Here is a 23,678-nt window from a genome sequence, read left to right as displayed (position 1 = left end):
CACGCCCTGTGGCAACAAGGCCACGGGGTGGCAACACTATTCGGGGGCCGCGCCTTGGCGCGGTTTCCTGATCTATCAAGTAGTTTTGGAATAGGTCATGAGCGATAACAACAAGAAAAGCATTGCAGTGCTGGGCGCTGGCCCCGCCGGTTTGATGGCGGCCTGGCGCCTGCGCTGCGCCGGTTTTGCAGTCACCCTGTTCGAGCAGGAGCCGGTGGTCGGCGGCATGTGCGCCACCCAGACCTTCAAGGGGCGCGACGGCGAGTATCGCTTCGACTACGGCGGGCACCGCTTTATCACCAAGAACCCCGAGCTGCTCGCCTTTATCGACGAGCTGATGGGTGACGACCTGCTCCACGCCGAGCGCAAGAGCGTTATCCGCTTTGGCGGGCGCACCTATGACTACCCATTGAACCTGCCCAACCTGCTCAAGACGGCGCCGCTCGCCCTGATGGCCGGGGCGGTAAAAGACTTGCTGCTGTTGCCCTTTAGCAAGAAGCCGGATGATTTTGCCAAGGCGAGCTTTGCCGAGTGGATCCAGAGTCACTTCGGCCGCACCCTCTATCGCCAGTTCTTCGAGGGCTACACCGGCAAGCTGTGGGGTATCAACCCGGACAAGCTCTCCGCCGACTGGGCCGGCCAGCGCATCAGCCTGATCGATCTCAAAGACGTGGCCCGCCGCCTGCTGCCAAGACGCAACGGCAGTATCTCGGTGCGCACCTATGCCCGCAAATACCGCTACCCGAAATATGGCTTCGGCCAGATCTTCACCACTCTGGGGGAGCGGCTGGTTGCCGAGGGAGTCGAGCTCAAAACCGGCGCCACCATCACCCGCCTTGAGCAGGCTGATGGCCGCATTGAACGGGTGTATTGGAAACAAGATGACGTTGAACAGAGCGAGCGCTTTGATCAGGTGATCTCCACCCTGCCGCTGCCGCTCACCTGCCAGCATCTGGGCTTGCCGTGCGATCTCCAATACCGGTCGCTTCGCTTCGTCAATATGCCCCTCAAACAGGAAAACCTGTCGGACAACACCTGGCAGTACCTCTCCGACCCCCATATTCTGGCCACCCGTCTGCAGGAGCCGCGCCGCCGCAGCCCCTTTATGGCGCCCCAGGGCCAGACCTCGGTGATGCTGGAGATCCCCTGCAATCCGGGGGATGCCACCTGGCAGGCGCCGCTCTCTGATCTGCGCGGTCGGGTCACCGCCGATCTGGCGAGCCTCGGCGTCGATACCGCCAAGCTTGGCGATGAGACCTTCGAAGCCCGCAGCGAGTACGCCTATCCGCTGATGGATTTGGGCTATCAGGCGCGCCGCAACGAAGCCATCAAGGCGCTGATGCCCATCACCAACCTCATCATGACCGGCCGTCAGGGGACATTCCGCTACATCTTCACCGACACCGCCATGGAGATGGGTATGATGGCCGCCGACATGGTGATCGACGGGGTGGACAGACGTCACGCCATCTTTAACCATCGCAACGAAAATACCGTGATCGAAACCCAGAGCGTGGCCTGAGTGCCGCGCCATTGGCATAAGTAAGGAGAACAGGATGACCATCCGCCCGGGTTTACTCGCCCTCACCCTGCTGCTGACACTCAGCGGGCAGGCGCAGGCTTACTCCTACGCCGCCGCCGGCAAGGAGCCACTGATCGACGCCCGCGAAGCGCTGCTGGGCGCCGCCACTGACGGCAAGGATGCCAGCGCTACCTTGAGCGAGATTGCCGAGGAGCTGACCTATCTGGAACAGCACCACAAGGTGGAATTGCAAGCACCGCTGGCCGCCGCCATCAAGGCCAAAGACGCCGCGGCTACCGCGGCCCTGCTCAACCGGGCCTACAAGGCGGAGATCGAGCGCCGCCTCGAAGGGGCCAGCCAGAATCTTGGCGACTACCAGACCGCCAAGGTGCTGGTGGTCAAGAGCAAGCGCTTCCTCGATCTGATCCTCCCCTCCCTTAGCGAGGGGGATCGCAAGGCGGCCGAACAGGCGTTGGCCAAGGTGCTGGATGCCATCGGCAACCCGGGGGTATTCGGGGTGGGCGCCAAGCCCGCCGACGCCGCCGCCTTTGCCGCAGCGGAAAAAGCGCTGATGGCCGTGCTGGCGCCGCTTTGATGGCCTCTCATCGATGATGACAGCCCCCCTCATCCCCAACCCTTCTCCCGCAAGGGGAGAAGGGGGGCGTCACCACTGCCGATTACGCTTCGCTAATCGACCCTACTTGCTGATCCTGCTGCAACTGGCCTGGCTCGGCTGGCTGCTAGCCTTCCCTGTGGCACTCGATTCCGATGATGCCCTCAATTTCGCCCACGGGGTGACGCGCTTTAGCGTGCTGGAGTTCTCCCCCCACTTTCCGGGCTACCCCGCCTTTATCTGGCTGGCGCGGCTGATCAATCTGGCGGTAGACGATCCAGCCCGTGCGGTGCAGTGGGCAAGTCTGCTCGGTAGCAGTTTGCTGGCGCCGCTCGCCGCCTTGCTGGCGGTCAGATTGTGGCAACGGCCAAGCCTGCTCGCCCCCGTCTGGCTGCTGGTGCTGGCCCTGCCGCTCACCCCGACGCTGGCGCTCTCCGGCCTTTCTGACGGGTCCGCGCTCGCCGCCTGGCTTGGGGCGCTGCTGGCCTTGCAGCAGCGCAGATTCGCACTGGCAGGCCTATTGTTGGGCCTTATGCTGGCCCTGCGCCCCTCCTATTTTGTACTGGCGTTGCTGCCGCTGTGGCTCGGGATGGCGCAAAAGGGAACACGCGTCAGATTTGTGCTCCCCATCGCACTGGTTGGGCTTATCAGCCTACTCTTTGTCTGGCAGGCCGATGGCTGGGCCTATTTCAGCGAGGGACGCCGCTTTACCGACGGCCACTTTACCCTGTGGGGCAACACGGCGGCGGCCCACGGCGATCGGCTGCTGAGCTGGGCGCGCACCTTCAACGATCAGCTCACCCCGCTTTGGCCCTTGGCTGTTGGGGCGCTGCTGGTACTGCCGCTTTGGCAACGGTCAAAGGATCACAATGCGACCCCCTCCGTGCTCTGGACGCTCTACTGGCTCGCCCTGCTGCTCTGGACCCTGTTTGGCCAGAATCCCGACAATCCCCGCCATCTGGCCCCCGTCACCCTGCTCGGTATCGTGCTGCTGGCAGGTTGGCTGCCGCGCCGTGGCGAGGGGGTGGTCGCGGTGGCCGGATTGCTGCTGCTCGGCGTAACCTTTACCCTGCCCCGTCCACCCGCCATGGTGCAGGCAGCAAGGCTGGCAGAGAAAGCGTGCCCTGCGCTGGTGACCCAGTGGGGGGTAAGATTGCTGCGGGAAACCACGGCACTGCCGGTAACGGACGGCTGGTACAAGGGGGATGCGGCGCTGGCACTCTCTCAGGGAGCCTGCCGCCTCAGTCGCCGCCCCATCGCCGCGAACGAAATGCCCAGCGCGGTGCGCCAGCACTGGTTTGCCCCGCGCTTTGCCGCCGAGCCCGGACTCTGGCTCGCCATTCCCTCGCTGCAGACAACCCATGGGTAAAGTGACAAGAAACATATAAAGAGCACAAAAATCCGCCAAGGCAACTAAAAAAGAGGGGAACAACTCGGGTACACTCACAGCGCATCCATAACAGACGAGTCTCCTTATGCGTGTAACCAGAGAGTGGCTGTGGGTTTTGTCGGTGCTGACCGGGGCCTGTGCCCTCCTGTTGCTACCATTCTGGCTGCGCGGCGGCAGTCAGGGCCATGATCTGTTTCATCACCTGCTCTCCGGTCACTTCTTTGCCGTGCAACTGTGGCAAGGTGAACTCTATCCGCGCTGGTTGATGGAGATGAACGGCGCCTTCGGCAGCCCGGTCTTTTTCTTCTATCCCCCCCTGCCCTACTATGTGAGCGCCCTGTTCGCCGGCCCCACCCCACTGGCCCACGAGGCGATGACGCCGCTGCTCTGGAGCAGCAGCGTGGCACTCTGGCTCTCCGGCCTGTTTGCCTATCTCTGGTTGCGTCCCTTTGCCGGCCACGGACGGGCGCTGGCGGCCAGTCTGCTCTATATGGCGCTGCCCTATCATCTGGCCATCGATATCTACGCCCGCTTTGCCCTGGCGGAGAGCTGGGCCTTCGTCTGGGCGCCGCTGGCTCTGCTGGCGCAGGATCGCCTCTGCCGCGGCGCCCCCTTTGCACTACTGCAGCTCGCACTGGCCGTCTCCATGCTGACGCTTTCCCATCTACCAAGCACCCTGCTCATTCTGGGCTTGCTCACCCTGCGCAGCCTGCTACTGGTCTGGCGCTACAAGGGGAGCACAGCGCTTGTCAGTGTCCCTGTCACCGCCTCCCCGCTCATTGGCACCCTGCTGGGCCAGCTCTGGGGGTTGGCGATGGCCAGCCTGTTGCTGCTGCCCGCTCTGCTGGATCAGGGGGGGATCTCCATGGAGCAGATGCGCACCGGCATGTTCGAATTTCAGCGCAACTTTCTCGATCGTTTGCCCCAAAGCCGTGATGACTGGCGCTTTCGCGGCCATCTCGCCTGGCTGACGCTGCTCACCCTGGCTCTGCTGCTGGTAGCTTGGGCTGCCGCCCGCGAGCCGCGCCATCCCGAGTTGCTGCTCTGGGGGGTCATTGGCACCCTGAGCTTTCTGATGATGCTGCCTCCAAGCGAGCCCCTGTGGCGCCTGCTCACTCCGTTGCAACTGGTGCAATTTCCCTGGCGCCTCAATCTGCTGCTGGTCATCGCTACCGTCGCCGTGGTGGCGCTGGGTACCCCCACCTATCGCCCGTGGCAGTGGGTCTGGTGGTTACTGCTTGCCCTCACCCTGCTCTCGCAGGGACTCTATGTACGCGAGGCGCCGCTCACCCAGGCTCCCGTAAAGAGTCAGCTCGACGGGGAGTTCGACAGCAAGCGCAGCGCCCGCGAATACCGACCAAAGCAGGTGCCACGCGGCATGTTTGCCCCCACCCTGCTGGCCTGGAAAGAGGAATTCCAGCCCGCCATCACCAGCGACCATCAGGGGGTGAACTGGCAGATCCAGCGCTGGCAGCCTCGTCATATCGAATTGACGGTGGATGCCCCGGCACCCGCCAAGCTGGTCCTGCACCAGTTTGATTACCCGGGCTGGCAGGCAAGGCTCGACCAGCGCCTGCCGCTGAGCGTCAGCAGCACCCGCAACGGGCTGGTGCAGGTCTGGGTGCCCGCCGGACAACACAGCCTCACCTTCACCCTCACCGCCCGCTGGCCGGAGCGGCTCGGTTACGCCATCTCGTTGCTGGCCTGGCTGCTCTGGCTGGGGGGAGTGATCCGCGCAGCGCGCCGACATGACCGAAAGCTTGATCCCCAAGGTGCCTGAGCGATCGGACACCTCCCCCTTTTGAGGGGGTAGGAACGTCATGCCGAGCGGGGGCAAACCTGATAGACTCGCCCTTCTCCCTTTTTCAACCAAGGTTCACCAGCGGATACCCTATGCCCCACGCACAGCCCCCCCAGGCCACCATGCTCTCTCCCCGTTTCCTGTTTATCCTGCTCGGCGCTCTGGCGGGTCTGACCCCGCTGGCGGTGGATATGTATCTGCCCGCCATTCCGGCCATCGCTCGGGATCTAGCCACCAGCATCGACGGTGCCCAGCTCACCATCAGCGCCTTTCTGGGCGGTTTTGCCATCGGCCAACTCTTCTACGGCCCGCTGGCCGACAGCTATGGCCGCAAGCCGGTGATCCTGGCGGGGCTGGTGATGTTTGCCATCGCCTCGGTGGGCTGCGCCATGGCGGACTCCCTGCCCGAATTGCTGGCCTATCGGATGTTGCAGGCAGCGGGCGGTGCGGCGGGCTCGGTGGTGGTCAATGCCCTGCTGCGCGATCTGTTCGAGAAGGATGCGTTTTCTCGCGCCATGTCGTTCGTCATTCTGGTGATGACCTTGGCGCCGCTGGTGGCCCCTGTGGTGGGCGGCTATATCAGCGCCCACGCCGACTGGCGGGTGATCTTCTGGCTGCTGGTGGGGATCAGCCTGCTGATCTGTCTGGTGATGCAGTGGAAAATTCAGGAGACCCTGAAACCCGAGCACCGTCAGCCCCTTAATCTGGGCCAGATCCTCAAGAACTACTGGGGGGTACTCTCCCATCGCGGCGCCATGGGCTACGTGCTGTGCGGCTCCCTCTCCAGCTCCGGCATGTTCGCCTTCCTGAGTGGCTCCCCTTATGTCTATATCGAGTATTTCAAGGTGCAGACCGAGCACTACGGCTGGCTGTTTGGTCTCAATATTTTGCTGATGATGGTGGTCACTTTCGTCAATAGCCGACTGGTAAAAGGGGTGGGTGCCGAGCGGATGCTGCAATACGGCCTGCTGGTGCTGCCCTGCGCTGGCGCCCTGCTGATCTACAACGCCTGGAGCCAGACCGGCGGTCTGTGGGGCATCGTCATTCCGGTGGTACTCTTTATCGGCCATATCAGTCTGGTGGGGGCCAACGCCATGACCGGCCTGATGGGCCACTTCCCGCAATCTGCGGGCACCGCCTCGGCACTGGCGGGCACCCTGCGCTTTGGCATCGGCGCCCTGGTCGGCATTCTGGTCAACCTCAATCCGCCCCACTCGCCGCTGCCCATGGCCATTGCCATCGCCTGCTGCGGCGTGGGTTCGACTATGAGTTACTGGCTGCTGACCGGCAAGCGAGGCGATTGATCCCCCTCCTTCCTGTCAGGAAAACGAAAGAGGCTTCCATCAACGGAAGCCTCTTTTCGTACTGGCGGGCAGACGTTCAGAACTGGGCACTGTTGAGCCAGAGGTGCGCCCCTATGCTCACCAGATAGCCGAGCAAGATAGCCGGCGACCATTTCAGGTGGCCAAAGAAGGTATACATGCCATGGGCCTGCCCCATCAGGGCAACACCGGCGGCAGAGCCGATGGAGAGCAGGCTGCCGCCCACCCCGGCGGTCAGGGTCACCAGCAGCCACTGCCCCAGCGCCATGTCTGGGCTCATCGAGATCACGGCAAACATCACGGGAATGTTGTCGATGACAGAGGACAAGACCCCTATGAAGACGTTGGCCATGGTGGGATCCCCAGCGTCATACAACCAGTGTGACACCAGCTCCAGATAGCCCATAAAGCCCAGCCCACCGACACACATCACCACCCCGTAGAAGAACAGCAGGGTATCCCACTCCGCCTTGGCCACCTTGTTGAACACGTCAAATGGCACCACAGAACCCAGACTGCGCAACCGCACCTCATCACCATTGCGTTCGTAGAGCGCACGCTTGCGGGCAAGGGATCGCGGCAGCGACTTTCGCAGATAAAACCCGAAAAACTGCAGATAACCGAGCCCCAGCATCATGCCTAGCACGGGTGGCAGATGGAGGAAACTGTGGCATAGCACCGCCGTGATGATGGTCAGCAAGAACAGCGCGACGATGCGACGGGCACCCCGCTTGAGATCGACCACCTCGTTATCAGCCTCCGGCACATGACGCGGCACCATCAGGCTCATCAGGATGGCCGGGACCAGAAAATTGAGCAGAGAGGGAATAAGCAGGGTGAAGAACTGGCCAAATTGCACCTTGCCCGCCTGCCACACCATCAGGGTGGTGATATCGCCAAAGGGACTGAACGCCCCTCCGGCGTTGGCGGCGATCACTATGTTGATGCAGGCAAGATTGACAAAACGCCGATCACCGTTGGCCACCTTCAACACCACGGCGCACATCAAGAGCGCAGTGGTCAGGTTGTCTGCCACCGGCGAAATACAAAAAGCAAGCCCACCGGTCAACCAGAACAGGGTGCGCAAGTGAAAGCCGGATCGCACCAGCCAGGCGCGCAGGGCATCGAACAGCCGCCGGTCCTCCATGGCGTTGATATAGGTCATCGCCACCAGCAGGAACAGCATCAGCTCGGCATATTCCAGCAGGGTATGGCGGAAAGCCTGCTCGGCGACAGGGCTCATCCCCTGCTGTGCATAGGCGATACCGATCAGGATCCAGATCACCCCGGCGGCCACCAGCACGGGTTTGGACTTGCGCAGTTGCAGATACTCTTCAGCCATCACCAGGGCGTAGGCCAACACAAACAATCCGACACAAAAAAGTCCGATTGAGGAGGATGTCAACAGAACTGGGCCACTACTGGCATGGGCGGGAGGGATAAACAGGGACAGCAGCAAAATAACAGGGGTGAGCGCAGACATGGTCTCTTCCTTTTAGAACCGTCTGGCAACGATGCTAGCACCTGGATGAAAAGAAAAATTCATCCAGGTCAATTAACGCTTAATTGGTTTGCTGTCGAAACGCGGGATTATTTCTTGCCAAAACCGGACTGTTTCAGGGTATAGCCTGCGCTGTTTTGCCAGGCATCCAAACCGCTGCGGTTATTGCCCGCCACCAGACTGGCGGCCAGACTCGGGCTGTTGAACAGCTGATCGGCGGTAAAGACAAAGCCGCCCTGACTGCGGGGCACTATGACCCCCTTCTCCAGCAGTTCGTGGCGCAGCTCGATCACCGCTTCACGCAGGGAGGCAGCATCCTCGCCATTGGCGGTGGAACCGGCCAGCACCATAAAGCCCGGATTTTGCCGCTTGCCCACCGGATAACCGTGGGCCTCGGCCCCCTTGCCGTTGAAGTGGTAGAGCTCGCGCTCCCCCGGCCGGTTGTCGGAGAGTGCCTTTTGCAGGGTCATCAGCTCGTTGTAGATCTCGATGGGGACGACGGCAGCCTGCTTGTTGCCCTTGCTATCGATGATAAAACTGACTTGCTTGTGTAACATCCTTGCTCATCCTGTGACCCATGGAAGCCCCTATTCTAACCACCTCGGGCAAGCGGGATCCAGCGAGGATCCACTGCTCTTTTGCCGCCTTGATCACTAACTGGCACTCTTGATCAACCGTAAGGGGTGTTGATCAATGCTGGCCGTGCTAGCGTACCAAGCATGATGAAAGCCATTGACCATCAAACGGTTATCCCATGCTGACCCTGCGCAACCTCTGCAAGAGCTTCGATAACGGCAGTGAACGACTGCCGCTGTTCCACCATCTCGATCTCGCCCTCCCCGCAGGCGAGATCACCCTGCTGCTGGGCCAAAGCGGCTGCGGCAAGTCCACCCTGCTCAATCTGATCGCCGGGCTGATTGCACCGGATGAAGGGGAGATCTGGCTGGGGGAGACCCGGATCGACACCCGCTCCCCCGACGAGCGGGCGCGCCTGCGGGGCCGCCATTTCGGTATCGTCTATCAGGATTTCAACCTGCTGCCGACCCTGAACGTGGCCGAGAATCTGGCCCTGCCGCTGGCCATCAACGCTCTGCCACCGGATGAGACAAAGATTGACCAGTTGCTGCAGCGGCTCGATATGAGCCACAAGCGCCATGCCTGGCCGGAGCTGCTCTCCGGCGGTCAGCGTCAGCGGGTGGCGCTGGCCCGCGCCCTTATCCATCAACCCAGTTGGCTGCTCGCCGACGAACCCACCGGCAGCCTCGATGAGCACAATGCCGAACAGGTGATGGCGCTAATGGTGGCGACGGTGCGGGACACAGGCGCAGGCTTGCTGCTGGTGAGCCACAACCCGGCCTACGCCGCGCTGGCCGACAGGGTGCTGCGCCTTGAAGGGGGGCAACTTATCGAGCTCAAGGGGCCACGTCATGACTAAGCGGCAACTGCGCCAACCGGAGACACGCTGATGCTGCCACTCAAAGCGCTGCTGCGCCTCTATCGCAGTCACCCCTGGTTGCTACTGATGAGTCTGGCCGGGCTGGTATTGGGGGTATCGCTGGTGGTGGCCATCGAGCTGCTCAATCACAGTGCCCGCACCAACTTCGTCGCCGCCCGCAGCCAGCTGGCAGGGGAAGCCAACTACCGGCTGGCCCCCGCTGGCGGGCTGGATGAGCAGCTTTACGTGCAACTGGTGACCAGCCAGCCCGCCCTCGATGCCATGCCCCAGCTCCATGGCTGGCTCAAGGATGAAGAGGGGCGCAGCTTTCAACTGCTGGGAATGGATCTCTTCAACCCCGGCCCCCTGCGCCAGCTGTTTGGCGCCCAACCCGCGAACGAGCCCGCCTTTTCCCTCAACCGCGCCGACAGCATCTGGCTGGCGACCCCCGAGGCAGATCGCCTTGGCTGGCAAGCGGGCCAGAGCCGCCGTTTTGTCTTGGGCGGCAGCGATGGCGCCAGCGCCCGCCCCCTGACCCTGACGCTGGCGGGCACCTTCGAGCCGGGCGCCGTGCCCATGGAGCGACTGCTGATAACCGATATTGGCCTCGCCCAACCGCTGCTGGGCAAAGCGGGTCGGCTCGATCGCATCGTCTTCAAGCTAAGCGAACCAGAGGCTCGCACCCTGCAGGCCACCCTGCACACCCGTTACCCTAACCAGCCTTTGTGGCTTGAACCCATCAGCCCGGCGCTCGATGCCAGCCAGCTTGGCGATGCGCTGGCCCTTAACCTGACGGCGCTGTCACTGCTCGCTATGGCGGTGGGATTGTTTCTGGTGTTCAACGCCCAGCGATTTGTGCAGAGCGTGCGCCGCCCCCAGCTGGCCCAGTTGATCATTCTGGGGATGGGGCCGAGTCGGGTGCTGCGCTGGCTCATTCTGGAGCTGCTTATTCTTGCCACCATCGGCACCCTGCTCGGGGTGCTGCTCGGCAGCCTGTTGGCGCTCGCCTTGATGGGGCAACTGACCCAGGCGCTGGCCGATCTCTATGGGCCCAACCCCATTGATCTGTTGCGCCTCTCCCCTGTCAGCCTGCTCAAGGCGCTGTTGATCGGGCTGTTCGGCACGCTGGCCGCCAACCTGCCCGGCTGGTGGCAACTGCTGCGCCAATCCCCCCTCGAACTGCGAGCGGGAAGCAGCCGTCCCCCCGCTCACCGGTGGCGACGGCGCGTGCTGGCCATCGCCATCTTGCTGCTGTGCGCTCTGTGCCTGTGGTTGCCGCAAACAGGTCTGACCGGCGCCCTTTTTATCGCCGGCGGCTGGCTGCTGGCCATGGCACTCTGGCTGCCCGATGCCCTGCGCGGCCTGCTTGGCTGGCTGCGACGGCGCGCGGGCGGCCCCCTCACCGCCCGGCTCGGGGTGGCCGAGACCCTCTATCACCTCGACCGCACCGCCATCGCGGTGATGGCGTTGCAGCTCGCCATCGCGGCGGCCATCGGCATCGGGGTCATGGTGTCGAGCTTTCGCTCCAGCGTGGAGATCTGGCTCGGCCAGCGTCTGGCCGCCGATCTCTATGTCACCGCCCCCAAAGGGGTGGCGGGCAACAAGGGCACTTTGAGCGACGCCACCCTCGAGACCCTGCTCGTCAACCCGCTGGTAAGCGCCGCCTCGCGCCGCTCGGTGCACCCTGCCCGCTGGCGGGGGCAGCCCATCGAGTGGGCGCAGATGGACTTTATCCCCCAGCTTAAAGCGGCCTATCCGCTGCTGGCCGGACGCTGGCCAACCCGCCCTGACGAGGTGCTGGCGAGCGAACCGTTGACGGTGCGCCTCGGGGTCAAGGTGGGCCAGACCCTTGAGGTGAGCGGCGAGCAGGGGCCAAGGCAGTTCACCGTCACCGGCGTCTATCAGGACTACGGCAGCGACAAGGGGCAGATCCTGCACGCCTTCGAGGCCGGGGCGGTGCAATCCCTCGCCCTCTTTAGCAACGACCCCGAACAGCTGGCCGACCGCCTGCGCGAGCGCTATGGCGAGCAGCTCAATCTGCTCTCCGCCCCTGCTATTCACAGCGCGGCGCTCAAGGTGTTTGACCAGACCTTTGTGGTGACCGAGCTATTGAAACTGCTGATCCTTGGCATCGCCTTTGTCGGCATTGGTTCGGCCTTTATGGTGCTGGGGCTGGCGCGCCGTGGCGAGCTGCAGACCTTGCAGAGTCTGGGTTTGAGCCCCCGCCACTGCCGCCAGCTGCTGGTGTGGCAAGGGGCTGGATTGGGGCTGCTCACTGCCCTACTGGCCCTGCCGGTGGGATATGGCCTTGCCTGGGTGCTGATCGAGGTGGTTAACACCCGCGCCTTTGGCTGGCGCCTCGCCTTCGAGGCCGCCCCCCTCCATGCCGTCACCGCCCTGTTGCTGGCACCGGTATGTGGGGCATTGGCATCCTGGTATGCGGCAAGGAGAGTGGTATGACATATCGGTTAGCGCACTGGCTCAGCCATAGCTTGAAGCTCCCATTAACCACGTCCCTCTCTCCGCCCCTTCTTCAGCGCAAAGAAGATCACAGTGCGGCATTGAACCATCCCCTCTCCCTTCGGGAGAGGGCCAGGGTGAGGGGAAGCTTGTCCTCTTTACGGTTCCTGTGGCTCGCCACCCTCTTGCTCCCGCTGATTGCCATGATTGGCAACGCGCAGGCCAGCGATCTGGGCGCCCTGCTCGGCGGTGGCAACGACAGCTTTAAAAAGGTGCTGCCGGGGCAAACCATCAAACTGCCGGAGGATCACGCCGCCCACCCCGATTACCGCTCCGAGTGGTGGTATCTCACCGGCAACCTCAAGGATGAACAGGGGCGTGAATATGGCATGCAGTGGACCCTGTTTCGCCAAGGGATCGAGCAAGATCTTCGCATCGGCAACCCCTGGCTCACCCCCCAGCTCTGGCTGGCCCAATTTGCCATCACGGATCTCGACCGTGGCAGCCACCAGCAAGATGAACGGGCCAGTCGGCAGGGGCCAGGACTGGCGGGGGCCAGCGGCGGCCAATATTGGCTCAGGGAGTGGCGGCTTGCCTCGCAAGGGGCTGCGCTCTTCCCCGCCACCCTCAAGGTGCAGAGCAAGATTGGTGAACTGAACCTCACCGTCACTGCCGCCAAGCCGCTGGTGCTGCAAGGCAAGGCCGGTTACAGCGAGAAGAGCCCGGGCAACGCCTCCTTTTACTACTCCTACCCGCGCCTCACTCTTCGCGGCACCCTGACTCGCGATGGCGAGACCCGCACCGTCACCGGACAAGGCTGGTTTGATCACGAGTGGAGCAGCTCGGTATTGGCCGAGTGGCAATCGGGCTGGGACTGGTTTTCACTGCAACTGGCCGATGGCCGCGAGCTGATGCTGTTTCGCCTGCGCACCAAATCGGGACGCACCGAGCCGGAGAACCGCTACGGCATCTTGATTGAGCGCGACGGCAGCAGTCAGGTGCTGAACCCGGAGCAGATCCGCTTTATGCCGGGCAAGAGCTGGCGCGGTCCCAAAGGCCAACCCTACCCCGTCGAGTGGCAGCTAAACGCCGCCGGTATGAGCCTCACCATCAAAGCCCGTCAGCCCAATCAGGCCATGACAGGTCGCTTTGACTACTGGGAGGGAGCTGTCTCTGTCTCGGGAGATGCTCAAGGTGTCGGCTATCTGGAGATGACGGGCTATTGATCCAGGAGCGTGTCTGTTGATTGCAATCGCCGTCAATGCCCTGCCAGGCAGGCTTGATGATGCACGCAGCCACCATGGCGCCGGGGCTCTCGCCCCTCACTGCAGCACACAGGGCGCGCCGCACCTGGATCCGGCGATTTTAAAGGGGGCATGATAAAGAATTCGGGGCTCAGTTCGCCCCTTTTGTTGCCGCAAAGGCCTGTATCGACATGTAGCAAAACGACTTGGAGAGAAAGAGAGCAAGATTCGGGTCGTCCCGGCAAGGAGTGGTTGCCATAGTGGGGGCCAAACCCAAGTCGGTTGGAACCTATTGGGGTTCCAACCCACAGCCAACCCTGTGCCCCACTGATTTGGCGCACAACACACCAGCGAGGGAACTGCCATGTCATTACTGTCCAACAAGGTCGCCATTATCACCGGCGCCAGCTCCGGCATCGGTCGCGCCAGCGCCATCCTGTTTGCCTGGGAGGGAGCCAGCGTCGTCGTCGGTGCCCGCCGCCAGCCCGAGCTGGACCTGCTGGTGGAGGAGATCCGCCATGAGGGGGGCCAGGCGGTAAGTCTGGCGGGAGATGTGAAAAGCGAGACTTACGCCCGCGCTCTTGTTGATCTCGCGTTAACCCGTTTCGGCGGGCTCGATATCGCCTTCAACAACGCCGGTACCACTGGCACGCCGGGCAGCGTAGAGCAGCTTGAGCTGACGCAGTGGCAAGAAACGCTGGATACCAATCTCACCAGCGCCTTTGTGGGGGCCAAGTACCAGGTCCCCGCCATGCTGGCACGTGGCGGCGGCTCGCTTATCTTTACCTCCACCTTTGTCGGCCATACCCTGGGGTTGCCCGGCATGGCGGCCTATGCGGCGAGCAAGGCGGGCCTCATCGGCCTGACCCGGGTGCTGGCCGCCGAGTATGGGGCACAGGGGGTGCGGGTCAACGCCCTGCTGCCGGGGGGCACCGACACCCCCATGGGGCGGGCTTTTGCCAATACGCCAGAGAGTCTCGCCTTTGTGCAGAATATGCATGCCCTCAAACGGCTGGCCCAACCGGAGGAGATCGCCCGCTCGGCCCTCTATCTCGCGTCCGATGCATCCAGTTTTACCACCGGCATTGCCCTGCTGGCAGATGGTGGGGTATCAATTTGTCGCACATGACCTTGTCGCCCCCAACACCCTGCGACCGCAAACTTATCGTGAGAGCGCCTTATGTCTGATTACGCCCGCATCGCCGATGCCATCCGTTTTATCGCAAGTCAGGTGGAACGCCAGCCCACTCTGGACGAGATAGCGGCGCACGTTCACTTAAGTCCCTTTCACTTTCAGCGGCTGTTCAGCCGTTGGGCCGGAGTGACGCCCAAACGCTATCTGCAGGTGCTGACCCTGGAGCGGGCCAAGGCGCTGCTGCTGGAGTCGCGCCCGCTGCTTGAGGTGGCCGATACCCTGGGCCTTAGCAGCGGCTCGCGGCTCTACGATCACTTCGTGCAACTCGAAGCGGTGACGCCGGGCGAGTACAAACAGCGCGGGGCCGGGCTGGTTATCGATCACGGGGTGCACGACACCCCCTTCGGCCAGGCGTTCGTCGCCCTGACCCCGCGGGGGGTGTGCAACTTCTCGTTTCTCGATGAAAAGGCCCCAGAGGCGCCGCTGGCCACCCTCGCCCAGCACTGGCCTGCGGCAAGGCTGCAAGAAGCGCCATCACGTACCCAAGGGGTCATCCACACCATGTTCGATGGCAGCAAGGCGCCGGATCGCCCCATCTCCTTGCACGTGAGCGGCACCAACTTTCAGATCAGCGTCTGGCGGGCGCTGCTGCAGATCCCGCCCGCCAAGGTGGTGAGCTACGCCCAGGTGGCAAGCGCCGTCGGCAATCCCAAAGCCGCCCGCGCCGTGGGACTGGCGGTGGGCGCCAACCCCGTCGCCTTGATGATCCCCTGCCACCGGGTCATCCAGCAAAATGGCAAACTCGGCGGCTATCACTGGGGCGAGACCCGCAAACAGGCGATACACGCCTGGGAAGCGGCGAGGTATGAGTGAAGGTGGGCTTTTTCTGCCCGCCTGATGAGGAAAACAGGAATCTTGGTAATGAGTCAGCAGACAATCAGGCAGCGCCAGACAAGCGTGCGGCGGTATAAAGCAGGGAGATCAGAAGAATCGGGGCGCAGATCGCCCCTTTTGTTGCTTTGGCCAAGCTCGGGGCTCAGCCACCTCACCCCTGCGGATTAACGAAACACGTAGAATGCAAATTCATTGCCCCTACGGTACTGTAACGAGTAATCAATCATGACACAGAACATTCCGCAGCCAGTTCATCAAGCACTGCGAATACTCCATCAAGATCATCACGATAGAAGGCTGTATAATTTGATGTAAAAACACATCTCTCTCTAGTATTTAGCTGAAGTCCTCGGATTAGCTCGCGATATTTAGCCCAATATTTACCCATAGCAACTGGATTTAAACCACCTGGAAGTTTTTCTCTGGTTGCAATGTAGGCGTCGTCATCACTCCCAGAAAAGAATGTACTGCTAAGTTGTGACAAACAATAATCAAGGAAGAAAAATATGTTTTCTCTATCGGTCTCGGGATTGAAGCAAACATCAAATACGTAGTTATTCATCAACTTGGCAATCCCACCATTATCACCACTCTCACGCTCATCATAATATCCACAACCTACGCCTGAGCCATTGGGGGGATTCGTGTTACTAAGTTGATAGATAACAAATACTTTGATTATATTACGTGTAATAGCAACTCTTCGAGATAATGAGTTTTCTTCTGATAATAGAGGTTCTTGTAATGCGTCTTCGATTTTTTCCATAAAAGCAACACCAAGAAACACCTCTACAGATACATCATCGACCTCAGCAAAAAAGTTACGCTGCTTGTCAATATAAGTTCGCTTGAATATGGAAAATATATTCTGTGAGAGTTTCCTCATCTCTATCAAAGCTAGATCGCTGACTAATCCTGAAGTGGACGCACTATTATTCTGATGTATAATAAGTGCTCTCTGTAAATTGTAAAGCTGCCCACCACGATCAGCCGAGCACTCAAGTCTGAATATCATGAGGTCATACCAACCAAGGACACCACGCTCAGAACTTATAAGTTTTTCCAGTATACCATTACCTTTATAGGTATATTCTCCAAATAGCCGCCACGCTATCTCTATAATATTTTCATTAATGTTTGATAAACGCCGACCAGACCCTCTTCCCCAACCAACATTATCCAATAATCGCAATAAAGAGTAAATGGCTCGCTGACGTAACCCCTGATCGCCATTATTAAATGATGAGTAGTATGGTATATACTCAATAAGCGCATCTATAGCGCCTTCTGCTTGTATATTAGTGAGTTCATGAGATTGATTGACTAAAACCCGCCAAAACTGATCATGAGAATACTCACCACACGCCAACTCAAAATATGGTGTTGTTAGTATTAAAGCAATCTCCTCCCCATTTTTGACCCGTGCCACTGCATTTTGGTACAGGATAAATGTCTGTTGTGGTTCTGGCGTAGCAAACCGAACAATGAGTTTGAGGTATGCCTCTAAATTCCTAAAGCCACCACTATTAAAGCACGCCCTAGTTCGACGCTCTGCCTCATCTACATTACTACCGAAGCCGTTATCCAAAATATTTTTGTCAAATAACTGGGATAACAAGAACCAAGCAGGAGGCGGTACTTCATCCTTTAATAGAGCAAACGTCTCGGCGTTTTTGAACTCTTTATCTCCGTATTCTCGTCGTAATGAGAAAGAACCGCTTCGTCCTTCTGTTTCTTCTGCATATATACGTCGAAACAGCCCGGGGTAATTCAAATGCAATAACATCAGGTTGATAAGATCACGCTTATGAAAGTCTGTTCTACCCAAGTCAGTTTTCTCTATCTGCATCAAGAGCATCGCATTAACAAATCGTTTTAGTTTACGCAAATTTCCAACTAACGGTTGATAATTTGCCGCCAAGTTACTCCCTAGAATATCCGCTAATTCGTTGAGGACGACACCTAGTTTTATCATAGTGTCAGAGGGTACCGAACCAAGCTTGTTTTCATCGCGCGCCCAATCACGTCGCAAAAAATCGCAAAGACTAGAGCTATCAACGAATAGGCTTAGCTTGACTGTTACAAATTTCTCCAAAAACTCGCGTGCTCTTTCCCCTTCCTCATTTTTCCCAGTAAGAACTTCCGTATCATAGCAAAGAACATATGTTGCCTGAGATAACTTGAACGTCCTCCGCGTTGCGAATAAAACATTATTTATCGTTTTCGTGTCCAAACGGTCTAGATCATCAATTACGATTATTACACGTCGATCGATGCGGCGCAAAACATCATCAATGTCATCGAGAAGTTCATCGATCGTTTCCTGAGAAGGCTCTAGCGAAAGCTTGAACCCGAAGAATGAAACATCTGCTTTTCCTTTTATGAGACGGGAATATCTAGAAGCTGCCGGTCTAAATTCTGGCGAAAATACCTTGTCTTGAATCACCGCGGATAGATCGCGAATTAGGCGGTCAGCAAGATCAGGTTCAGAGGCATAGCGTAACGGCTCGAATCGACAAACAAGAACCTTGTCACCAGCATCTTCCCAATAACGCTCAACCAGATTAATAAAACTTGTTTTACCTACACCCCATGGACCATCAACCCCAAAGACCAACCCTGGATGGGAGTCACATGCAAGCACAGTCTCAGCAAAAGACTTAGCCTGAAGTTCGTTTGTCAGGAGATCGTCCCTTTTATCATCAATTTCCTCATCTGCTATGAAATAGAGCTGAGACGTCTGTTTTCCAGCGCGTGTTCTACTTTGCAAAATTGGTGAGAGAAACATAACGCAGAAAAAAATAAGAATAGCAGGAGCCCAATGTGGGTCAGCGGATTTGAACGCTGCATGTAGCTTTGCAAGCCAAGGTGAGGCTAAATTGCTTGACCAAGCGCCAATAACTACACCTGCAAGTAAATCAATACGATAACTACGAACTATACGCATAGTTGTCAAATGAGTATTTCGCTTGACAGCGTAAAGCAGACAGATACCTAAACCAGTTATTATTCCAATTGCCTTTAGGTATAGAGAAACGTCTACAATTTGCAGTGCGAAGCTATTTCCCAAGAGGAAAAAGATACGTGCAACTTCAGCTCCAACAAAGCCAATAAAGAGCATCCTCGCGAAAACCAATAACTCGGGCATCTTCATCGCCGAAGGTTTACTCGCCATCGACTTCTCCTTTCTATGTGACTTGCTGTCTTAGGAAAGACACTTTACCACACGAACAATTGGAAAAAGAAAAGACGCCCTAAGGCGTCTTTTCTTTTATCTGGAGTCTGGAGCAAACCGGTTAGGAGATCTCTCCCCCTCCCCGCCTTGCCCCGCAACGCAATCAGATCGGGGTGATGGAGGTGATATGGGCATCCCCGTCCAGTGATTTGAAGATCTGCACCACGGCTTCGCCATGGATTGGTTTGGCAAGTGGCACAGTGCTCTTGCACTTGAAGCGGTAGTTGGTGCCAGCCACCACCTGGGTGGAGACTTCAAAGGGTACATACTGCACCCCGACAAATCCTTTCAGCGCCTGATCAAATACCGCCTGATCCTCGGCGGTCAGCTTGTGATATGCGGTCCATCCACCCACCAACACTGCTTGTTCTGACATATCAAACTCTCCGTGCTCTATGATCCCGACTCGTTTGGCCGTTCGGGCTGCGCCCCGTTGATTCAAGTGGTTTCCGGTCTCCACCGGGGTGTCATCACTGCCGGTTGGCGCGATAACGATGGGCCCGTTTGCGCAGCTATCTGCAACTGGCTCAGCCCTCCCCCCAGCCACGAGCTGCTGTTGATAGCAGGCTCAATTGGCATGAGAGAGCCTAGTGCGGGATGGCAAAAATGCCCCTGTCACATATGACAGGGGCAAGGTGGCAAAAAAGCTGCTCGAAAAAAGAAGATGTGTGGCGCAAACGATTGAGAAAAGAAAAGACGCCTCAAGGGCGTCTTTTTGCATTTTTATGCTCGAAGGGTAGAAGGGCGCGAGCCGCTTATTCCCATTCGATGGTTGCGGGCGGCTTGCCGGAGACGTCGTACACCACGCGGGAGATACCGTTGATCTCGTTGATGATGCGGTTCGATACGTGACCGAGGAAGTCGTACGGCAGGTGAGCCCAGTGGGCGGTCATAAAGTCGATGGTCTCGACGGCGCGAAGCGCAATGACCCAGTCATATTTGCGACCATCGCCCATCACACCAACGGAGCGCACCGGCAGGAAGACGGCGAACGCCTGGCTGACCTGGTTGTAGAGGTCGGCTTTGCGCAGCTCTTCGATAAAGACCGCATCGGCGCGGCGCAGAATATCACAGTACTCTTTCTTCACTTCGCCAAGGACGCGCACGCCCAGACCCGGACCCGGGAACGGGTGACGGTAGAGCATGTCGTAGGGCAGACCCAGCTCGAGACCAACGCGGCGCACTTCGTCTTTGAACAGCTCGCGCAGCGGCTCGACCAGACCCATCTTCATCTCTTCCGGCAGGCCGCCGACGTTGTGGTGAGACTTGATGACGTGGGCCTTGCCGGTCTTGCTGGCAGCAGATTCGATAACGTCCGGATAGATGGTGCCTTGTGCCAGCCACTTGGCGTTTTTCAGCTTTTTCGCTTCGTCGTCGAACACTTCAACGAAGACGCGGCCGATGATCTTGCGCTTGGCTTCCGGCTCGTCAACACCGGCCAGGGCAGAGAGGAAGCGCTCTTCCGCTTCAACCTTGATGATGTTCAGACCAAAGTGGTCACCAAACATCTCCATCACCTGGGTGCCTTCGTTCAGGCGCAGCAGACCGTTGTCAACGAAGACGCAGGTCAGGCGATCGCCGATGGCACGGTGCACCAGCATGGCGACCACGGAGGAGTCGACACCGCCGGAGAGGCCGAGGATCACTTCATCGTCACCCACCTGCTCGCGGATGCGGGCAACAGCGTCGTCGATGATGGTGGCCGGGGTCCAGAGGCATTCGCAACCGCAGATGTCTTTGACGAAGTGCTCCAGCATGCGGGCACCCTGACGGGTGTGGGTCACTTCCGGGTGGAACTGCACGCCGTAGAAACGCTTGGCTTCGTTGGCCATGGCTGCGTGCGGGCAGGTCGGGGTTTGGGCGATGGTGGTGAAGTCGGCCGGAATGGTGGTGACCTTGTCACCGTGGCTCATCCAGACATCCAGCAGGGCATTGCCGTTGTCGGCGATGGCATCTTCGATGTTGCGCAAGAGAGCGCTGCTCTTGCCAGCTTCGCCCAGCACTTCCACCTTGGCGTAACCGAATTCACGCTCGGTGGAGGATTGCACCTTGCCACCCAGCTGCTCGGCCATGGTCTGCATGCCGTAGCAGATACCGAACACAGGGACACCGGCGTTGAACACATACTCGGGGGCGCGCGGGCTGCCGGCTTCGGTGACGGACTCGGGGCCGCCGGAGAGGATGATGCCGCTCGGATTGAATTCGCGGATCTGCTCTTCGGTTACGTCCCAGGCCCACAGTTCGCAGTAAACGCCGATTTCGCGCACGCGGCGGGCGATCAGCTGGGTGTACTGGGAACCGAAGTCGAGGATAAGGATACGGTGCTGGTGAATGTCTTTAGTCATTTTATTCCTGCATCAGGCTGATGTTGTCACAAAGGGCACGGGATAAAAAAAGGGTGGAAAAACGGGGCGCAGGGCCCCGTTTTATCAGCCCATCCGATAGTTGGGGGCTTCTTTGGTAATGGTCACATCGTGGACGTGGGACTCTTTCATCCCGGCGCCGGAGATGCGCACAAATTCAGCTTTAGTGCGCATGTCGTCGATGGTGGCGCTGCCGGTCAGGCCCATGGAGGAGCGCAGGCCGCCCATCTGCTGGTGGATGATCTCTTTGAGGCGACCCTTGTACGGCACGCGACCTTCGATGCCTTCCGGCACCAGCTTGTCGGCGGCGTTGTCGGTCTGGAAGTAGCGGTCGCTGGAGCCTTTGGACATGGCGCCCAGGGAACCCATACCACGGTAGGATTTGAAGGAGCGACCCTGATAGAGCTCGATCTCGCCCGGCGCTTCTTCAGTACCGGCGAACATGGAACCTACCATGACGCAGCTGGCGCCCGCGGCAATGGCCTTGGCAATGTCGCCGGAGAAGCGGATACCGCCATCGGCAATCACCGGAATACCGGTGCCTTCCAGCGCGTCAACGGCGTCGGAGATGGCGGTGATCTGGGGCACGCCCACGCCGGTCACGATACGGGTAGTACAGATGGAGCCCGGGCCGATACCGACCTTGACGGCGTTGACACCGGCAGCAGCCAGCGCCTTGGCGCCCGCGGCGGTCGCCACGTTGCCACCGATGATCTGCAGATCCGGATAGGCGTCGCGAGTGGCCTTGATGCGATCCAACACGCCCTGGGAGTGGCCGTGGGAGGAGTCGATCAGCAGCACGTCTACACCGGCTTCTACCAGCGCAGCGACGCGCTCTTCGTTGCCAGCACCGGCACCGACCGCAGCCCCGACCCGCAGACGACCCTTGTCATCTTTACAGGCGTGCGGCTTGCGCTCGGCTTTCTGGAAATCTTTAACGGTGATCATGCCCTTGAGTTTGAAGTCGCCGTTCACCACCAGCACTTTTTCGATACGGTGCTTTTGCATCAGGGCTACCACCTCTTCGCGAGGGGCACCTTCACGCACGGTGACCAGACGATCTTTCTGGGTCATGATCTGTTCAACGGTCTGGGAGAGGTCAATCACGAAGCGCACGTCACGGCCGGTGATGATACCGACCAGCTGATTGCCGTCAGTCACCACGGGGTAACCGGCGAAGCCATTCTTGTGGCTCAGCTCCTTGATTTGGGCGATGGTCATGTCAGGGCGCACGGTGACGGGGTCAGTGACAACACCGCTCTCGTACTTCTTGACCTTGCGCACTTCGGCAGCCTGCTGCTCGATGGACATGTTCTTGTGGATAAAGCCGATACCGCCTTCCTGGGCCAGTGCGATAGCCAGACGGGCTTCGGTCACTGTGTCCATGGCAGCGGAGATCATCGGGATGTTCAAGCTGATGGCGGAGGTCAGCTTGGTACGCAGATCGGCAGTATTGGGAAGAACTTCGGAGTGGGCGGGAACCAACAGTACATCGTCGAAGGTTAACGCTTCTTTGGCAATCCTGAGCATGGCAATATCTCACCGTTGAGGAAGTGGGGGTGTAAAATATTGCCGACGAAGTTTACTCACGCATTGGTCACTGGTAAAGAAGTTTTTTGAATTTTTTATGGCATAGCCCTCTTTTAGGCGGCCAACGGCGCAAAAAACTAATAAATTCAGCTGTAATCATGCCTTTTTTCACGACAAGATGATCTTTTTTGTCGTTGAGCCCCTTTCTCCCTCCAACCTCCCGGAACAGCATTTTCAATGATCCAATTATGTGCAGCCGGGTGTTCAGTTTCCCTGATAGCGACCTGGCTTGTGCCAATTCATCAGCATGGCGTTCATCGCCAGCGCACTCAGGGTGGACCAGAGCAGCAAGGGCAGTGGCAAGGTGAGCAGGGAGAGTGCAAACACCAGCACATCAAGCACCATCTGGCTCTTTCCCGCGTTGATGCCAACGCGCCGTTGCAGCCAGAGCGTTACCACCCCGGTGCCACCTACGGAGGCATTGTGGCGCGCCAGAGACAACACCCCCATGCCGAGAAAGGTCCCCCCTACCAAGGCGGCAAACAGTGGGTGGACATAGCTCACCGTCAGCAGCAGCGGTACCGCCTGGGTGGCCGCCGAGAGGGTAACGTTGACGATCAGCGTCTTGATGGTGAAGGCGCGCCCCATGGTGAAGTAACAAAACACCATGAAGGGCATGTTGACCATGAAGAACAGAACCCCGATGGGCAAACTGCTGACATGGGCGAGCAGCAGGGCGATGCCCGCGATGCCACCGGTGATCATGCCGGAACACTTGAGCAGGTTGAGACCGACCGCGATAAACATGACCCCGAGCACCATGCCGTAAACATCGTCCTTGAGGGTGTGGGCCAGGGCTTTGGTCGCCGGCACGGGCGACATGGTCATTTCACTTTCCATATGACTCCTTTCCATGTTTGCTGTGACATCAGGGCACCAGTCACTGGGCCGAAGGGGTCGGCATACTCGGGCGCCCTGGCCATTTCCCCTGCCGGTCCCCCTGCCGACATCACAAGACTCAGCAAAAAAAGCGCCAATCAACACAAGCATCCAGGATAAGCTGAAAAATCAAATTTAAATTCCGACATTCTGCCTATGACAGGAGCAACACACCCATTCATGGGACAAACATCAGGCTGCATCAGCATGTTTGACCATGTCTAGTCCTGAAATAGGTTTACACATTTTCAACTAGCATTTTTCTACTCAGAACCCTCTATGTACCGCATCGGG

At 59.0% G+C, this 23,678-nt stretch carries 17 protein-coding genes; 10 read left to right on the top strand and 7 right to left on the bottom strand.

The window, feature by feature from the left end:
• Positions 1 to 97 precede the first annotated feature (97 nt).
• From G5179_RS00085 to G5179_RS00065, 5 genes are all read left to right on the top strand, one after another.
• A complete protein-coding gene (locus G5179_RS00085) occupies positions 98 to 1,522 on the top strand; it encodes an NAD(P)/FAD-dependent oxidoreductase (protein ID WP_421257599.1) in 1,425 nt (474 codons plus the stop codon).
• Between the two features lie 34 nt (positions 1,523 to 1,556).
• Positions 1,557 to 2,117 carry a hypothetical protein gene (locus tag G5179_RS00080; RefSeq protein ID WP_421204777.1) on the top strand — a complete coding sequence of 187 codons (561 nt, stop codon included), beginning with the start codon at positions 1,557 to 1,559 and terminating at the stop codon, positions 2,115 to 2,117.
• Positions 2,118 to 2,223: 106 nt separating this feature from the next.
• Positions 2,224 to 3,504, top strand: a complete 1,281-nt coding sequence (locus G5179_RS00075) for a hypothetical protein (protein ID WP_421257756.1) — start codon at positions 2,224 to 2,226, stop codon at positions 3,502 to 3,504.
• 106 nt (positions 3,505 to 3,610) lie between these two features.
• Positions 3,611 to 5,305, top strand: coding sequence for a hypothetical protein (locus tag G5179_RS00070; RefSeq protein ID WP_421257598.1), 1,695 nt, complete (start codon positions 3,611 to 3,613; stop codon positions 5,303 to 5,305).
• 113 nt (positions 5,306 to 5,418) lie between these two features.
• Positions 5,419 to 6,630: a Bcr/CflA family multidrug efflux MFS transporter gene (locus G5179_RS00065; protein ID WP_421257597.1), complete on the top strand. Its 1,212-nt coding sequence runs from the start codon at positions 5,419 to 5,421 to the stop codon at positions 6,628 to 6,630.
• Between the two features lie 76 nt (positions 6,631 to 6,706).
• Here the strand turns inward: G5179_RS00065 and nhaD are convergent, their stop codons facing one another.
• Together nhaD and G5179_RS00055 are read right to left on the bottom strand one after the other, a co-directional pair.
• On the bottom strand, positions 6,707 to 8,131 hold the full coding sequence (gene nhaD, locus G5179_RS00060) for a sodium:proton antiporter NhaD (protein ID WP_421257596.1): 1,425 nt from the start codon (positions 8,129 to 8,131) through the stop codon (positions 6,707 to 6,709).
• A gap of 107 nt (positions 8,132 to 8,238) precedes the next feature.
• A complete protein-coding gene (locus G5179_RS00055; protein WP_005333716.1) occupies positions 8,239 to 8,706 on the bottom strand; it encodes a DUF4357 domain-containing protein in 468 nt (155 codons plus the stop codon).
• 197 nt (positions 8,707 to 8,903) lie between these two features.
• On the opposite strand from G5179_RS00055, the gene G5179_RS00050 reads away from it, so the two are divergent.
• The 5 genes from G5179_RS00050 to G5179_RS00030 all read left to right on the top strand — a co-directional run bounded on the left by G5179_RS00050 (position 8,904) and on the right by G5179_RS00030 (position 15,296).
• A complete protein-coding gene (locus G5179_RS00050) occupies positions 8,904 to 9,584 on the top strand; it encodes an ABC transporter ATP-binding protein (RefSeq protein WP_421257595.1) in 681 nt (226 codons plus the stop codon).
• 30 nt (positions 9,585 to 9,614) lie between these two features.
• Positions 9,615 to 12,044: an FtsX-like permease family protein gene (locus tag G5179_RS00045; RefSeq protein ID WP_421257594.1), complete on the top strand. Its 2,430-nt coding sequence runs from the start codon at positions 9,615 to 9,617 to the stop codon at positions 12,042 to 12,044.
• Positions 12,045 to 12,229: 185 nt separating this feature from the next.
• Complete coding sequence (locus G5179_RS00040) at positions 12,230 to 13,270, top strand: lipocalin-like domain-containing protein (protein ID WP_421257755.1); 1,041 nt, start codon at positions 12,230 to 12,232, stop codon at positions 13,268 to 13,270.
• Positions 13,271 to 13,652: 382 nt separating this feature from the next.
• Positions 13,653 to 14,417: an SDR family oxidoreductase gene (locus G5179_RS00035; protein ID WP_421257593.1), complete on the top strand. Its 765-nt coding sequence runs from the start codon at positions 13,653 to 13,655 to the stop codon at positions 14,415 to 14,417.
• A 51-nt stretch (positions 14,418 to 14,468) separates the two neighbouring features.
• A complete protein-coding gene (locus G5179_RS00030) occupies positions 14,469 to 15,296 on the top strand; it encodes a bifunctional transcriptional activator/DNA repair enzyme AdaA (RefSeq protein WP_421257592.1) in 828 nt (275 codons plus the stop codon).
• Positions 15,297 to 15,540: 244 nt separating this feature from the next.
• Here the strand turns inward: G5179_RS00030 and G5179_RS00025 are convergent, their stop codons facing one another.
• The 5 genes from G5179_RS00025 to G5179_RS00005 all read right to left on the bottom strand — a co-directional run bounded on the left by G5179_RS00025 (position 15,541) and on the right by G5179_RS00005 (position 23,345).
• Positions 15,541 to 18,492: a KAP family NTPase gene (locus G5179_RS00025; RefSeq protein ID WP_421257591.1), complete on the bottom strand. Its 2,952-nt coding sequence runs from the start codon at positions 18,490 to 18,492 to the stop codon at positions 15,541 to 15,543.
• Between the two features lie 163 nt (positions 18,493 to 18,655).
• Positions 18,656 to 18,928, bottom strand: coding sequence for a hypothetical protein (locus tag G5179_RS00020; RefSeq protein ID WP_005337011.1), 273 nt, complete (start codon positions 18,926 to 18,928; stop codon positions 18,656 to 18,658).
• A 379-nt stretch (positions 18,929 to 19,307) separates the two neighbouring features.
• On the bottom strand, positions 19,308 to 20,897 hold the full coding sequence (gene guaA, locus G5179_RS00015; protein WP_149153088.1) for a glutamine-hydrolyzing GMP synthase: 1,590 nt from the start codon (positions 20,895 to 20,897) through the stop codon (positions 19,308 to 19,310).
• Positions 20,898 to 20,981: 84 nt separating this feature from the next.
• On the bottom strand, positions 20,982 to 22,445 hold the full coding sequence (guaB, locus tag G5179_RS00010; protein WP_005345006.1) for an IMP dehydrogenase: 1,464 nt from the start codon (positions 22,443 to 22,445) through the stop codon (positions 20,982 to 20,984).
• A 264-nt stretch (positions 22,446 to 22,709) separates the two neighbouring features.
• Positions 22,710 to 23,345: a YitT family protein gene (locus tag G5179_RS00005; RefSeq protein ID WP_234933221.1), complete on the bottom strand. Its 636-nt coding sequence runs from the start codon at positions 23,343 to 23,345 to the stop codon at positions 22,710 to 22,712.
• Positions 23,346 to 23,678 lie beyond the last annotated feature (333 nt).

Source organism: Aeromonas sp. 600886, assembly GCF_049174935.1.
In the GTDB taxonomy this organism is placed as follows: domain Bacteria; phylum Pseudomonadota; class Gammaproteobacteria; order Enterobacterales; family Aeromonadaceae; genus Aeromonas; species Aeromonas veronii_A.
The sequence above is the reverse complement of the archived record's forward strand: the minus strand, read 5'-3'. Positions and strand labels throughout refer to the sequence as shown.

Excerpts from the sequence above, each read along its gene's own strand:
- G5179_RS00085 (WP_421257599.1), top strand. The coding sequence starts at position 98 with ATGAGCGATAACAACAAGAAAAGCATTGCAGTGCTGGGCGCTGGCCCC.
- G5179_RS00080 (WP_421204777.1), top strand. The coding sequence starts at position 1,557 with ATGACCATCCGCCCGGGTTTACTCGCCCTCACCCTGCTGCTGACACTC.
- G5179_RS00070 (WP_421257598.1), top strand. The coding sequence starts at position 3,611 with ATGCGTGTAACCAGAGAGTGGCTGTGGGTTTTGTCGGTGCTGACCGGG.
- G5179_RS00065 (WP_421257597.1), top strand. The coding sequence starts at position 5,419 with ATGCCCCACGCACAGCCCCCCCAGGCCACCATGCTCTCTCCCCGTTTC.
- nhaD (WP_421257596.1), bottom strand. The coding sequence starts at position 8,131 with ATGTCTGCGCTCACCCCTGTTATTTTGCTGCTGTCCCTGTTTATCCCT.
- G5179_RS00055 (WP_005333716.1), bottom strand. The coding sequence starts at position 8,706 with ATGTTACACAAGCAAGTCAGTTTTATCATCGATAGCAAGGGCAACAAG.
- G5179_RS00050 (WP_421257595.1), top strand. The coding sequence starts at position 8,904 with ATGCTGACCCTGCGCAACCTCTGCAAGAGCTTCGATAACGGCAGTGAA.
- G5179_RS00045 (WP_421257594.1), top strand. The coding sequence starts at position 9,615 with ATGCTGCCACTCAAAGCGCTGCTGCGCCTCTATCGCAGTCACCCCTGG.
- G5179_RS00035 (WP_421257593.1), top strand. The coding sequence starts at position 13,653 with ATGTCATTACTGTCCAACAAGGTCGCCATTATCACCGGCGCCAGCTCC.
- G5179_RS00030 (WP_421257592.1), top strand. The coding sequence starts at position 14,469 with ATGTCTGATTACGCCCGCATCGCCGATGCCATCCGTTTTATCGCAAGT.
- G5179_RS00025 (WP_421257591.1), bottom strand. The coding sequence starts at position 18,492 with ATGGCGAGTAAACCTTCGGCGATGAAGATGCCCGAGTTATTGGTTTTC.
- G5179_RS00020 (WP_005337011.1), bottom strand. The coding sequence starts at position 18,928 with ATGTCAGAACAAGCAGTGTTGGTGGGTGGATGGACCGCATATCACAAG.
- guaA (WP_149153088.1), bottom strand. The coding sequence starts at position 20,897 with ATGACTAAAGACATTCACCAGCACCGTATCCTTATCCTCGACTTCGGT.
- guaB (WP_005345006.1), bottom strand. The coding sequence starts at position 22,445 with ATGCTCAGGATTGCCAAAGAAGCGTTAACCTTCGACGATGTACTGTTG.
- G5179_RS00005 (WP_234933221.1), bottom strand. The coding sequence starts at position 23,345 with ATGGAAAGTGAAATGACCATGTCGCCCGTGCCGGCGACCAAAGCCCTG.